11 protein-coding genes are annotated in these 14,498 nt (G+C 54.3%); 3 read left to right on the top strand and 8 right to left on the bottom strand.

What is annotated here, in order from left to right:
• Positions 1-24: 24 nt before the first annotated feature.
• From glnT to LG200_RS00860, 5 genes are read right to left on the bottom strand one after another with little or no spacing between them, the layout of a single operon-like run.
• Positions 25-1,404, bottom strand: coding sequence for a type III glutamate--ammonia ligase (gene glnT, locus LG200_RS00880; RefSeq protein WP_319004550.1), 1,380 nt, complete (start codon positions 1,402-1,404; stop codon positions 25-27).
• Positions 1,405-1,427: 23 nt separating this feature from the next.
• Entirely contained in the window at positions 1,428-2,099 is a 672-nt protein-coding gene (locus LG200_RS00875) for an aminomethyltransferase family protein (protein ID WP_226755717.1), read from the bottom strand.
• Positions 2,100-2,107: 8 nt separating this feature from the next.
• A complete protein-coding gene (locus LG200_RS00870; protein WP_226755716.1) occupies positions 2,108-4,999 on the bottom strand; it encodes an FAD-dependent oxidoreductase in 2,892 nt (963 codons plus the stop codon).
• Positions 4,996-5,256, bottom strand: coding sequence for a sarcosine oxidase subunit delta (locus tag LG200_RS00865; protein WP_226755715.1), 261 nt, complete (start codon positions 5,254-5,256; stop codon positions 4,996-4,998). The genes LG200_RS00870 and LG200_RS00865 overlap by 4 nt, the downstream gene beginning before the upstream one ends.
• 13 nt (positions 5,257-5,269) lie before the next feature.
• Positions 5,270-6,511, bottom strand: coding sequence for an FAD-dependent oxidoreductase (locus tag LG200_RS00860; protein WP_226755714.1), 1,242 nt, complete (start codon positions 6,509-6,511; stop codon positions 5,270-5,272).
• 641 nt (positions 6,512-7,152) lie between these two features.
• Here LG200_RS00860 and LG200_RS00855 point away from each other — a divergent pair.
• The gene (locus LG200_RS00855) at positions 7,153-7,626 is read left to right on the top strand and encodes a hypothetical protein (protein ID WP_226755713.1); all 474 of its coding nucleotides are present in this window, start codon (positions 7,153-7,155) and stop codon (positions 7,624-7,626) included.
• Between the two features lie 151 nt (positions 7,627-7,777).
• Positions 7,778-8,437 (top strand): MarC family NAAT transporter, encoded by a 660-nt coding sequence (locus LG200_RS00850; protein WP_226755712.1) that lies wholly within the window; start codon positions 7,778-7,780, stop codon positions 8,435-8,437.
• A 101-nt stretch (positions 8,438-8,538) separates the two neighbouring features.
• On the opposite strand, the gene LG200_RS00845 is transcribed toward LG200_RS00850, so the two are convergent.
• The 3 genes from LG200_RS00845 to LG200_RS00835 form a co-directional block, all read right to left on the bottom strand.
• A complete protein-coding gene (locus LG200_RS00845) occupies positions 8,539-10,233 on the bottom strand; it encodes an APC family permease (protein WP_404809784.1) in 1,695 nt (564 codons plus the stop codon).
• A gap of 127 nt (positions 10,234-10,360) precedes the next feature.
• Positions 10,361-11,008: a two-component system response regulator NarL gene (gene narL / locus LG200_RS00840; protein WP_226755710.1), complete on the bottom strand. Its 648-nt coding sequence runs from the start codon at positions 11,006-11,008 to the stop codon at positions 10,361-10,363.
• 70 nt (positions 11,009-11,078) lie between these two features.
• Entirely contained in the window at positions 11,079-12,899 is a 1,821-nt protein-coding gene (locus LG200_RS00835; RefSeq protein ID WP_226755709.1) for a histidine kinase, read from the bottom strand.
• Positions 12,900-13,093: 194 nt separating this feature from the next.
• Here LG200_RS00835 and LG200_RS00830 point away from each other — a divergent pair, with 194 nt between their 5' ends.
• Entirely contained in the window at positions 13,094-14,482 is a 1,389-nt protein-coding gene (locus LG200_RS00830; protein ID WP_226755708.1) for a PAS domain-containing protein, read from the top strand.
• The last annotated feature ends 16 nt before the right edge of the window (positions 14,483-14,498 follow it).

Genomic DNA, 14,498 nt, shown 5'->3' with positions numbered 1-14,498 from the left:
TGTTCTCCTTCAGAATCCAAATTTTTAGAAAAACTCGATGTAGCGGTTGATTTCCCAATCCGATACATGTCGTTGATAGTCGATCCACTCGGCGCGCTTGAGCTTGATGAATTCCTCGGTAAGGGAATTGCCCAAGGCATCGCGCAGCACCTGGTTGTTTTCAAGCTTGTCCAGCGACTCGTTGAGGTTTTGCGGCAGGATGCCGATACCCTGCTGCTTCATTTCCGCGAATGACAGGTCGAACAGGTTGATGGCGTGGCCCGCGCCGGGGTCGAGCTCACGCTTGACGCCATCCAGGCCAGCCGCGATCACGGCAGCCGTGGTCAGGTAAGGGTTACAGCTGCCATCTGGCAAACGCAGTTCCAGGCGGCCATAAGGGATGCGCACCATGGTCGAGCGGTTGTTGTTGCCGTAGGAAATATAAGCAGGCGCCCAGGTGGAGCCGGTGAGCGACTGGCTCACCACCAGGCGCTTATACGAGTTGACGGTAGGCGCGGCCAGCGCGGTCAATGCCGGGGCATGGTGCAGGATGCCGCCCAGGAAGTGATAGGCCAGCTGCGAAAGCCCGTGGTCGGTCTTGTCCGCGTCGTCATGGAACAGGCTCTTTTTGCCGTCGCCTATGGACATATGCATGTGCATGCCGTTGCCGGGGCGGTTGCCGAAGGGCTTGGGCATGAATGAGCAGATCATGCCCATCTCATTGGCGATGTGGCTGGCCGCCATCTTGAACAGGATGTAGTCGTCCGCGCTGCGCAGGCAGTCCGCATAGGTGTAGTTGATCTCGAACTGGCCGTTGGCGTCTTCATGGTCTATCTGGTACACATCGAGGCCCGCCGCGATCAAGGCCTCAGTCAGGCGCTCAAGGAATTCCGCCTGCCGCGTCATGCCCTTGTAGTCATAACAGGGCTTCTGCAAGGTGTCGCTATCGTCACAGGGATGAATGCCGCCCTTCTCGTCCTTCTTGAGGAGGGAGAATTCAGGCTCCAGGCCGGTATACAGCGTCCACCCGTTCGCGCTCAGGCGCTCGATCTGTTTTTTCAGCACCACGCGCGAGTCGTACTCGTAGGGCTTGTCTTCCACATGGCCGTCGCAAATGATGCGCGCGTATCCCGGCTGCCATGGAATCAGGCTGAGGGTGGACAGGTCCCCCACTGCCATATAGTCGGGGCCGTTGGGCAATATGCCCATGCCCCAGATGGCACCGCCGGCAAAACCCGCGCCACCCTTGAGGATGGAGCGCAAATGGGCGGCAGGCACCGACTTCACCTTGGCTACGCCGTGAATGTCCACAAACTGCGCCAGTACGTATTTCACATTGTTTTCCGCCAGGAACTGCTCTGCTTCAGCCAGCTCCTGGGCAGGAGTGCTTGGTTGGTATGTGAACTTTCCGTCTACTGTTTTCATATAACTCTCCGAGTCCGATTTATTCATTGATAGGCACTGAAATAGTTGCCTATCCCAATTGGTCCGCCACTGTGCTCGTTAGCTATGCCTGCCATTACTTCCCACAAATATGGACCGTACGAACTATCGCACCACACCCTGTAGCGGGCCTCCCCCTCCAGGTCCTGGTGCATCAGGACTACGCTTACCCCGGCAAATTGAGTCATGACGACTTCTTGTACGCCCAGGGCAGCGCGAGTTAAATCAATTGAACATACTTCCGCAAACAACTCCTGTACCGCGTTGCCGCTCAACACAAACGACGCTTCAACATGCGGTACCAGGTATACACCTGCCGGCTTTGCATCTGCTTTAAGCAGCTTTTCGCAAAGATTGCCGCCCGGCGCATCCTCGATCAGGAATTCACTGCCGCCCAGCCGCAACACCAGGCTGCCATCAGCGTTACCAGCCCAGCTGTTGGGCTGCTCGGGAACAACAATGCCCTGGTCTTGCAACCACTGCGCTGCGTTACGTCCCTTGACGCCAAACTTGCCAAGAAAACTGGCGTCGGCAATTCCCAAAAACTCTTTCCTGGCTTCTTCCTCATCACTACCCACAAACCGTGTCACCACCTGCATGCCGTTGATGACACCCCACGTCACTGATCCAACCGGAAAAGCATGGGCAATCGGGGTAATTAACTTTTCTGTCTGCATTTCACTTCTCACTTTTGCATTGCAAGAAATTGGGAGGAAACCACTGTGGCATTGACCAGCGCCCCACTGTCGGCACGAATCTGGAATCGTGATCCCAGCGCGCTATGTTCAGGCGCCACGTAGGCAAAACCGATCACACGGCCTATCGTCCCGGAGTAGGCGATACTGGTCACGCGGCCTTCGATTTCACCTTGGCGTATCACCAGGTTGCATTCAAACGGCATCTCGCCGGCATAGCCTGCCTCCAGCGCAAACGCCACCAGAGTTTTCTTCACTGGCCGCTTGGCGATAATCTGCAGGCTGCGCTTGCCGATGAAGTCAGGCTTGTCCATGCCGATAGCATGCTGCGCATTGATCTCGTAGGGATTGGTCAGGCCGTCGGTATCAATGCCAGGCATGGCGTGGCCCATTTCCAGGCGCAACAATCGCTGCGCATCGGTACCGAAAGGCTTTAGCCCCAATGCCTGACCTGCCCCCATCACGCGCTCCCAGACAAAGGCTGCCTGCGGCGTGGGGATATGCAATTCGTAAGTAGAATCCGAGACAAAAGCCACGCGTATCAGGCGTACCGGCACGCCGGCAATTTCAGTCTCGCGTATGCTCTGGGCGGGCAGTGCGCTGTCATCCAGGCTGATATTGACCAGCCCGGACAAGACCTGCCTGGCGAGCGGCCCGGCGACATTGATGGCCGCATAGGCGCCGGTGACATTGACCAACCCGATATCCAGCTGCCATATCTGCTGCCAGCGCTGCATCTCGCGGTAAACCGCGGCTGCATTGGATGTGCCGGAAGACAGGTAGAACAAATCTTCTGCCAGGCGGTGCGCCAGGCCGTCGTCCACCACCACGCCGGACTCGTCCAGCAGCATGGTGTAACGGGAGGAGCCGACTGCCTGAGAGATGTAATTGCCGGTGAAGAAGCGCTCCAGGAACAATGCAGCATCCGGGCCGTGCACTTCGATCTTGCCGAAGGAGCTGCTGTCGATGATGCCTGCCTTGGTCCTAACCGCCTCGACTTCGGCCAGCACGGTGTCCGCCACGCCGAGGCCTGCCACCTTGTAATAAGCCGCGCGCTTCCAGGCGCCGACATCGGTAAATACGGCGCCAAGCTTATGGTTCACGTCATGCAATGGCGTGAGGCGATGCGGATGGAAACCGCGGCCGCCCAGATGACCTATCGGTGTTGGGTGGAAGAACGGGCGCGATGTCGTGGTGCCGATCTGCTCCACCGGCACGCCGCGCACGCGCGCCAGGATGCGGATGGCGTTCATGTTGGAATGCTTGCCCTGGCTAGGGCCCATGCCGACCGTGGTGAAGCGCTTCATCAACTCAATATTGTCAAAGCCCTCTTTGGCGGCATTGATGAAATCCTTGACCTGGATATCCTCGTCGAAGTCGACGAAATTCTTGCCCTTGGGGTGCGGCACAATAGGATAGGCATGGCTTTGGGCGCGGGTAGAAGGCTGTACGGATGGCAGCTCAGGCACATCAAGGCCAATGTGAAGCAAGGCTTGTGCAGCCGCACGCGCACCATCCTGGACTTTTTGAGCCAGCTCATACACCCCATTGACACGTCCAGCGGCGAAAATGCCAGCAGGCAGCCTGTTGGGCACGAACTGGTGCACGCCATAGTCGTAGCGCATGGCGGTGCCGGCTTGGTACAACAGGTTGGCGGCAGGCGCCCACCCGGCGCACATGGCAACCCCGTCACATTCCAGGGTGACCTTGTCGCGGGTCAGCGCTTCATTGGTTTTTTCGTCATATTCGGTGACAGTCACGGACTTGACGCCGGTCTTGTCCGCATTGGCCTGTACTTCATAGATACAGCTGCCAGCAATGGTCTTGACGCCACGGCGCGCAAGCTGCGCAGCCAGCGGGCCATCCTTGGCATCGCTGCGCAAATCCACCACCGCCGCCAGCTTGATTCCGGCTTCCAGCAAATCCTGCGCGACGCGGTAGCCGTAATCGTTGGCGGTAAATACCACGCCATTGCTGAACGGCTTGACGCTGTAGCGGTGCAGCAGGCGCTGGGCGGCCGAGCCCAGCATCACGCCGGGAATGTCATTGTTGCGGAACACCGGCGGCTGCTCAAATGCGCCGCTTGCCATAATGACCGAACCGGCGCGCACCTTGGTGATACCCTCGCGCGTCACCACCGGAATCAAGTGGTCAGGATAGTACCCGGCGGCATAAGCCCCGGCTATCAGGCTGACATTCGGCAGGCTCTCAAGCTTGGCCAGCAATTCCTGCAATAGATTGGCCGACTCCTGGCTGCCGCCCCAGTCAAAACCGAGGCTGCCGCCAAGTTGGGCATTCTCGTCCACCAGCACCACGCGCAAGCCGCTCTTGCCTGCCTCATAGGCCGCGGAAAGGCCTGTAGCCCCGCCGCCGATCACCAAAACATCGCAGTGGGCATGAAGCTTGCGCTTGAGAATGCGTGGATAGTTGAAGTTGACGACACCGAGTCCGGCTGCCTTGCGGATGATGTTCTCCCAGAACGGAAACATCTTCTTCGGCGTATGGAAAGCCTTGTAATAGAAGCCTACCGGCAGTAATGGCGAGATGGAGTCTATCAGCCGGCTGCGGTCCTTCTTCACGCCACCGTCAGTGTTCACCGCTGCCAATGCCATGCCTGCTGCCACAGGCACCACATCGCCGCGGATATTGGTGTCCATGCCGTCGGTCACCATCACGTTGATGTCATGGTTGGCAAGGCTCAGGATGCCGCGCGGGCGATGGTACTTGAAGCTGCGGCCCAGCACTTGCTCGCCGCTGGCCCAGAGGGCGCTGGTAATCGAGTCACCTTCAAAGCCGCTGAACTCCTTGCCTTCAAAGCTGAACTTGATGGTTGAGGCACGGTTGACCCATTCGCCCTTTTGCCTGGCTAAACGCGCGCTCATTGCTTGCCCTCCTGGCCTTTCAGAAATGTGCGTATCACTTGATCGGTTAATGTATTGCGCTCGGCGATAAACCAGGTGCCGCTAGGCGCGTGGTACCACCACTCCTGCTTGATGCCGGGGGCGCCGTGACGGTTGTGCACGTAATCGGCCCATACCTTGTCACTGCAATCGGCGGCGGGAGGCACGCGGTACTCGCCGCCAAACACAAACTCGCTCAAAGGCCTGGTGCCATTCACTGGGCATGTCAGTAGTTTCATGGTGCTTGTCCTCTTAATGGCCGACCGACGCCGCGCCTTTTTCACCCGTGAGCTCGTAATCCTCAAAGCGTGACAGGCGGAAGGAATGGATAAGGTCTGGCGCATGGTCGCGCGCGATGGTTTCCGCCATGGTCTTGCCGCTGATGGGCGTGGCCTTGAAACCCCAGGTGCCCCAGCCGGCATCCAGGTAGAAACCCTCTATTGGCGTCTTGCCCATGATGGGCGCGAAATCCGGCGTCATGTCCGCCATGCCGGCCCACTGGCGCACCACCTTGATATTGGAAAGAAAAGGGAACATGTCCAGCATGTGCGAGGTAAGTCCCTCGACGAAATCCAGGGTGGAACGGGTGGAATGCACTTCATAAGGGTCCAGCGAAGATCCCATGACCAGTTCGCCGCGCGAAGACTGGCTGACATATACGTGCAGGCTGCCAGAGACCAGAATGGTATCCAGCCAAGGTTTCATCGGCTCTGTGACGCAGGCTTGCAATGGGTGAATGACGATCGGCGTATCCATCCCCACCATCTCGCAAATGCGCGGGGTAAAGCCCGCTACGGCTGACAGCACCTTGGTGGTGGCAATATAGCCCTTGCTGGTCTTGACCCCTGCCACCTTGCCGCCTTGGACATCGATGCCTAGCACTTCGGTATTCTGGAAAATCTCCACGCCGAGGCGGTCCGCGCCGCGGGCATAGCCCCAGGCCACGCCGTCATGGCGGGCGACCGAGCCAGGCGCGTGATACAGCGCGCCAAGGATGGGCGCCTGGCCGCTACAGCTCATGTCGAGCTGAGGACAGGCCTTGGAGATTTCCTCGGGACCAACCACATAGCTTTCAACGCCGACATGCTTGTTGACCTCGGCGCGCCAACGCATGGTGCGCATGGCGGATTCGGTATGCGCCAGCGTGAAGTGGCCGCGTGTGGAGTAGAACAGGTTGAGGTCCAGTTCTTCGGAAAGGTCCTCATAGATCTTGACGCTGGCATCGTAGAACTTCACGCCTTCAGGCGTCAGGTAATTGGAGCGCACGATAGTGGTGTTGCGTCCGGTATTGCCGCCGCCGATGTAGCCCTTTTCCAGTACCGCCACATTGGTGATGCCATGCTCCTTGGCCAGGTAATAGGCCGCCGCCAGGCCATGGCCACCGCCGCCGATGATGACTACGTCATACGACTTCTTGGGGGTTTCATGTGCCTTAAAAAACCGCGTTCCGGGATAGTTTTTACTTAACGCGTATTTAAGCAGTCTTAACGGCATTGATTTGACTCCAACGGACTGAGCGATCCAATCCAATAATTAGATTATTAATAAACTTTTTTTCTTAACAAGAAACTCATAAAGTGTATTTATACCGATGCAAAAAAACAGTGTCAATCAATTTATGAAACTTTTATTCATAATAAGAAACAAGGTCGGCAGGTCAATACTTCCAAGGGAGTACTTGCCCGGTTTTCGCACGCACTAGAGACAGAATTCAGCACACAATCCTGAGCCGACACTTCGCGCCAAGCTCAAGAGTGAAATATTTATCAGTCGACTCTCAGTACCAAGCAGGGCCTGTACCAATTAGTTATTAGAAGATGGATTTATCAAGCCGAAACGGCTAGGGAATTAAAGATAGAGGGCTGCCAATGAGTAGTGGACGATACGGATAAGGAGTTGGCGCATAATGTTTTGCACCAAAATCGAGCATGGATGCAAAACATCCCCTAAATTGCACGCTAGTTGATCATTCAACAAAACATTGATGAGGACCATGATCGAATGATCCCTACCACCTTGCCCGCCAGGTTTAGACGATCAGGGAGGTTTTAACAAATACTTGGCATATCTTGAATAGATATAAAGCTTTACAGCTGGGCGTCGTAAAAACTATGTTGACGCTAAAAAATACCGGTATGAACAAACTCTCTCCTACCAGCCCTGCATATATTTCTGAACTCGTCTCCCAGTTCAATGGCATTGTCAAACCTGCAGACGCTAATGCCAGCCTGCCGTCAAAGCGCGCAGAAGTGAAGATATCCACCTTGGGGCAATTACTCTCGTCCATTGCCCCGCAACAGCTCAACCAGTCTAAAAGCAATCATGACATTGATGACAGCGACCTGCCGGACCTGATCAAGACCATACTCAAACAGATCAGGAAACTGCAGGAACAATTACGTGAGCAGCAACAACGGCTGCAAGCCATCATGGCCAATCAGAGCCTCACTGCCGATGAGAGAAAAACGCAGCTACTGCAGGTGCAGGCTGCCATCAGCACATTACATACGGGCTTGTCAGCCGCCATGAAAACATTGCATAAAACCATGTCTGACCAAAAGCTCAGCAAAGAGCAGCTAGCCACCGTAGCTTCACTATTGAGTAAGTAGGCATGCGGCAAGCATAATAGGCTGGCCTCTTGCTTGGAAAAATCACGCTTAATCGCGACCGTTTACAAACCGAGTCGACCTATCAAAAAGCGAGCGCCATGAGGCTGTGTCGCTATACCTATTGGATATAGAAGAAAACAGGAAGGTCTGCATGAGCATACTGGAAGTACTTAAATACATTTCAATCGTGGTAGTTGGCCTGTTGCCTATCATGAATCCACTGACCACCACCCCTCTGTATATGGCGCTCACAAACCGGATGACGGCAGCCAATAAAAAGCTTCAAGCCAGAAAAGCCTGTTTTTATGCATTCTGTATCTTGAGCGCATTTTTGTTGTTAGGGAACGGCATCATTGCTTTGTTTGGCATTTCAATGCCAGGTATTCGCGTTGCTGGTGGCATCATCATTTTGATTCTGGCGCTGCGAATGATCTTCTCTGGAGAGGACTCATCATCAAGCGTGGATACCGAAACTACGGAAATCAAGCATGCCAATCTGGACTACTCGTTTTCCCCATTGGCCATGCCCAGTTTAGCGGGACCCGGTTCAATCGCAGTGGTAATGGGCTTTGGATCCCAAATCCCTGACGGGGCTTATATGATCGGCTACAGCATTGTGATCATTGGCATTCTTATCACTATCAGCGTGGCCTATCTCGCACTTGCTTCAGCGCACATCATCGAAAAGTTTCTTGGTAATCATGGGGTACAGGCTGTCACCAAAATCATGGGTTTCTTGCTGACGTGTGTGGCTGTCCAGTTCTTGGCCTCGGGAATAAGGGATTTTTACATCGAATTTTCTACGATGTAAAAATCAGGATCAGTATTTTTAAAACAGCAGCGCATCGCGGGTGTACTAAAAGCATCAAGCCTCACTTAATGAGGCTTGATGCTTTTACAAAGCTCTATTGGCTATAACTGCTGCATGCCAATCACGATGAGAATCGCCACGGCAATCGCGATGAACGGGAGTATGCCAGCGCGTTTCTTTACGCCATCTTCATCTCCTACATGCATATCTTCAACCATGGCCTTGGGGAATATGCCTTTGTCCTGCACATAATGGCGGAACAGGAACACGGGCAATATCAGCGAGGCACAGATCACGCCAGACCAGAGTGTGCCCTCACCCCAGATATTGGCTCCCAATCCCATCAGAGCAACATTCACAAAGCTGAGAATAGTACCCAGCACCAGCAGGATCACCGGCGCTTTGTAAGGGCGAACCCAGTTGGGCCTATCCAAGCGGTGTATCCAGCCAGAGTTGAGGTTGAGGAAATTGAAGATGATGTAGCAGACATTCGACACAGCCAATACAAACACGTAGTCCGACATCAGCAATAAAGCCAGGTTGAAGCAGAGATCGGTCCACATGGCACGCGTGGGTGCACCATGCTCATTGGCATGTGAAAGATACTTGGGCAACCAGCCATCTACAGCCCCCTGGTACAAAGTGCGGGAGGAACCCGCCATGGAGGTCATGATGGAGAGCAACAGTGCCAGCACCAGCATGATGACGATGATATTACCGATCTGCTGTCCGCCACCCAGCATGGCCGCCAATACACTGGCTACACCCATGCCGCTGTATATGTCTGGTGCCAGCATACCGTCATAAACGGCTGGTGTAACCACGTTACCCGCAGCATCCAGCACAGCTGGCGTTACCAGGTGCCCCAGGCCAAGATCCGCCTGGAAAGCGATGGGCACCAGGGTAAATACGGCGATACACAGCAGGCCTGAGTAGAAAATGGCCTTGAAGGTATCCGTCTTGGGGTTGCGGAACTCGCGGGTATAACAGACCGAGGTTTCAAAGGCATAGGTGGACCAGGCAGCGATGAACATGCCACCAGCCATCAGCTTCCATCCTTCTATGTCCCAGACTCCATTCACCACATTGCCGACATCGTCATACGCCAGTGGCGCAATCGGGAAAAAGTTGGCAGCAGTGACGTCACCGGTGAGAATGGGGACAATCCCTATCAACATGAGCGGAATCAGCGCAGCCAGGCCCAAAATCATGGTGACCTTGGAAGAACGCAATATGCCACCGTGCTGGATGCCAAAGACGCCAAGCAGGACGGCTGCCCCGAGGATAAAAGTGGCATTGATACGCAGGGCCAGGCCTGTCTTGATGAAACCAAGGTCAAACAAGGTGATTTGCCAAGTGTTAATCACCGCATCAGCCGGGAATGAGGCGATGAGGATATAACCAGCTGCCAGCCCCGACCCTATCGCCAGCACGGGGGTCCAGGCCAGCCAATTACACCAGACCGAGATAGGAGCAATGAACTTGCTGTATCGCACCCAGGCAATGGCCCCGTAGACAGAAGCCCCGCCAGACTTATGCGGGAACATCCCGGCAATTTCGGCATAGGTGAATGCCTGGATAAAGCCGAAGCTGATGGAAAGCATCCAGGCCAGCCATGCAGGCTTACCTACCGTGGAGGCGATCGCCCCGATGGAAAAAAGCACCAAGGCGGGTACCCCACTGGCAACCCAAAACGCGCCTTGCCATCCTATCTTGCGATGCAGGCTACCGCGTGCGGATTGATCTGTGACTGGTACATTGATAGCCGTGGCATCTAACGATGGTGTCGCGCTCAATTTGAAGTCTCCCGAAAATAATGAATTGGATGCGGACGGCATCCACTCTCAGGACTCCATTGGATAACGGATGAGCTCATCGCCACAATTCCCACTACGGATTACTTCTTTATAGGTATATAAGCACTTACTTTTGCCTGTGTGCCCACACAGCAGCTTCCAGCCGGCTTGTGAGCCTCAACTTGCTCAGCAGGTGTTTTACATGCACCTTCACTGTGGTATCGGATATCCCCAGTTTTCGGGCAATCGCCTTATTGCTCAATCCATCAGCGAGACACTGCAGGATTTCGTGCTCGCGTTCGGTCAACGACACCTGATCTGGCGAGACCGGTGCAGGTTTCGCGGCTAGCTCTTGCAACGCCTGCTTAAGGACTTCAGTCAGCCTGTCCTGGATTACGGTCATCCCGCCCAGGATCTTCTTCAAACTGTCACAGAGCTGCTCCGGGTCCATATCTTTCAGCAAGTATCCGTCAGCGCCGGCACGCAGGGCCTCCAGCAAGTCATCTTCCGCATCTGATACCGTCAACACGACAAAACGCGCGGGCAGATCGCCACTTTTGAAACGGCGCAAGGTTTCAAGCCCATCCACCCCTTTCATGTTGAGATCAATCAGCACGATATCAGGCACGATCTGGGGAGCAAGTTCAAGGCCCTCAAGCCCGGAGGATGCCTCTCCCACCACCTCGAAGGCAGGATCAGCGCTGATCATCTGGCTCACGCCCTTGCGAAACAATGCATGGTCATCAATCAGGAATACCTTGAATTTCTTGTCCACTTGCCCGCCCTATCTCTGTCAATCAATTAAACCTATAGCAATAAGTACGCCTAAGATTGGCCTTTCCCCGCTACTGCATCAATTTCGGAGTAAATACCAACCTCACCCGTGTACCGCCTTTTCTTCTTGAGGTCACTGCAATCTCGCCTCCCAGGCTATAGGCGCGATCCCGCATAATGCTCTGTCCATAATGGCCATGTTCGTCAGTCGCCCCTGCCATCCCTATGCCATCGTCATCAATCGTCACCACCACGGTGCTACCTTGCGTATAGGCCAGTGCCACCACCACATTCTGCGCACCGGCATGACGGATGATATTGGAAAGCGCCTCGCGGATCACATGCAGCATATGGAACTCTTCATTCACGGTCAGGCGACAATTTACCAAGCGGTTATCCAGTGTGATGGCAACTGCAGAGCGATGGGAAAACTCATCAATGGCAGACTGAATGGCAAACCCAAGACCGCGTACATCCATATGCATACGGAAAGTGGACAGTAACTCTCGCAACTCACGATAAGCGTTATCCAACCCTTCTCGCAATTCGCTGGTGATTTCATTGGTCTCGCCCCGTTGCAATTCCTTATGCGTTTGCAAACGGGCAATCTGGATCTTCATAAAGGAAAGCGACTGCGCCAGCGAGTCATGCAGCTCCCGTGCAATCGCCGCACGCTCTTCAAACAACGCCAGGCGTCGCGCCTGTTCCTCACGGCTTTGTGCCCCCATCACCATGGACAGCAACTGGGCCGTAATTTCAGCCAACGTCACATCCGACTCGTAAAACTCCTGTTCCAGCTTGGCCTCAAGGATCAACAGGCCAAAACTATCCCCGGGGCAGGTGAAGCTGGCGACTATGCATTCGGCACCACTGGAGAGGTTGAACTTGGCAGACCGCTGGGTGGCCAGGTCGCGCAATATGGCATCGGGGAAAAGTTCTGGTGCATATTGCGAGAACAGCATCTTTTCCCCTTGCGAATCCAGCCCACCAAGGACAAAACGTATGGCGACATTACGCAAGTCCAGGCTGCTTTCCATGGAGTAGATGATGGTGCGGATGGCAGATTCGTTGAGCTGGCTATCCTGCAGTGAGAGCACCAGCCCGTGGACAAAGGTCCTGGCACGCAACAGGCGGCGCAAGAGCTCGCTCTTGGTACGGTTGAACCATTCGGTCTCCGCCTTGAATCCCTGACTCTGGGCTGCCAACTCATGCACCATGCTTTCCAGCAGAGAGAACTCATCCATGTTCCGTCTGTCCTGCTGTCGCCCCTCTTCGCCAGCAGGCAATAATGCGACCAGATTGGCCACCCGGTCGATCAATACCTGTTTAGCCATATAAGCGGCAGAAGCAAGACAAAACAATAGCAAGACCAGGCCCATCAATTGCAGCATCGCCAGCACTGTCTGTTTTTCTTCCACGTCCCGGCGCAAGGCTTGGATGACCTCGTCATGGTCATCCAGTATTTTCTGCGAAAGATGGTACGTCTCTGTGGAAACCTGTCCTTGCAATGCCCGGAATGCCTGCTCATCATTATTAAGTGTAGCGACCAGTGTTGCCAGCTTGCCTGCCTGATGATCTGCATACCACCCATACAGCGCCTGGCCACCCGCCAGGTCGGAGGCGTTCCACTTGGAGGGTTGCTTTCCCAGGCTTGAATTGCTGAATACAAGACTCCACTCAAGCTTTCTCTGGCTGATGTCCTGGATTGCAGATTGACTGGCAGGTATGTAATCTAACAGGAAGAACGAGCCAACCTGCATCATCACGCTCAGGATGGCCACGCATGACAGCAACATGGTCAGCCGCAGATATAGGGTATGCCTCAACACCCTTTCTGCAAGCAGCACACCTCGCTGGCGCAACCCAGCATATATTTTTTTTATCGCAAGCACTTTTAACCTTTTAACCTTTTAACCTTTTAACCTTTTAACCTTTTAACCTTTTAACCTTTTAACCTTTTAACCTTTTAACCTTTTAACCTTTTAACCTTTTAACCTTTTAACCTTTTAACCTTTTAACCTTTTAACCTTTTAACCTTTTAACCTTTTAACCTTTTAACCTTTTAACCTTTTAACCTGAGCCCGCCATGAGCCTATACCTGTTCAGCACCATGATACTCAGCCTGATTTTCCTGCTGGTGTTCAACAGTTGGTGGACGGCCAGCGCGCCTTTTGCCACCCACTTGACCGGCATGTTGATTGCAGGCAGCACGCTGCTATCACTATTGCTCATGACCGCCCTTATTCCGGTTTTGACACGCCAACGGCTTGGCAAGATACAGTCGCATTTGCATAGCCCGAACTGGGAAATGGAAGTGTCATCCCGCTTATCCTCTCCTGCGGCCGTGATAGAAGGCCACACCGTCACTTTTGCCAACAAGGCTTTCCTCAATGATCTCGGCATGGCCGGCATGTCAGACCAGATTGTCGGCATGCCGCTGACCAATGTCGTCTATCCGGGCGACCACGCGCGGCTGGCAGCCTTGCTGACCAATCTTGACGAGCCTGCCAAAGAGGATACCACCCTGCGCCTGCTCTGCGTTGATGGCACCATCCTCTCAGCAAAACTCTCGCTATCCCCCATTGGGGATGCTGCCATGAGTGACAGGTTCTTGCTGCAGTTTTCACTGATTTCCAATAGCCCCACGACCGGCATCAGCTTTAATGAGCAATTCAATTACCACTTGCTGATCAACCGCATTGAGGAGGTCGTATTCCAGCTACAACGCGGCAACAAGATCACATTTCTCAACCCCAGCTGGGAAGCGCTACTTGAATATACGGCGGAAGAGTCATTGGGAAAATCCTTTATCGATTTTGTCCATCCAGAAGACAAGCCACTCACCATCGCCAGGCTGGACTCCATTTCCAAAGGCAAACGCCTGCGCTGCAATGAACAAATACGCCTGATCCGGCGCAATGGCGAATCCTGCTGGGTGGAGCTGCGCGCCAAAAGTTCATCTGCCATGCCGAACGAAGGAACCAGCGTCATCGGTACCATGACCGACATCAACGAGGCGCGCCAGGTTGAAGCCAGTATCAAGAGCAACCGGCACTCACTCAGCAGCCTGCTCAACAATGTGCCTTGCATGATTTACCGACGCAAAGCTGATGCAGGCCTCAACTTCGAGTTTGTCAGTGATGGTTGTGTTGATCTCACCGGTTATGATGCGCATGAATTAATTGGCAGCCCTTCCCTTGTGTTCAAGAAACTCCTGCATCCCCAGGACAGGCACACCTGGGAAGTTGCACATGAAAAGCTCATGCAGCAGCAACAGCTGCAGGTGGTATACCGCCTTCATTCACGCAATGGCACTTACCAATGGGTGTGGGAACATGGCACCGGCATCTATGCCAGCACCGGTGAGCTGCTTGCAGTAGAGGGCTTTATCGCCACCTTGGATAGAGAAAACGGTGACATCATCAGCGCAGATATCCTGCAGCAGCTCCAGACGCAATTCGCTCATTCGCAGTGATCTCACCCACGACAGG

It is taken from the genome of Methylobacillus caricis (assembly GCF_020532705.1).
Taxonomy (GTDB): Bacteria; Pseudomonadota; Gammaproteobacteria; order Burkholderiales; family Methylophilaceae; genus Methylobacillus; species Methylobacillus caricis.
Note: the sequence above shows the minus strand (reverse complement) of the source record. Positions and strands in the feature narration are given on the sequence as shown.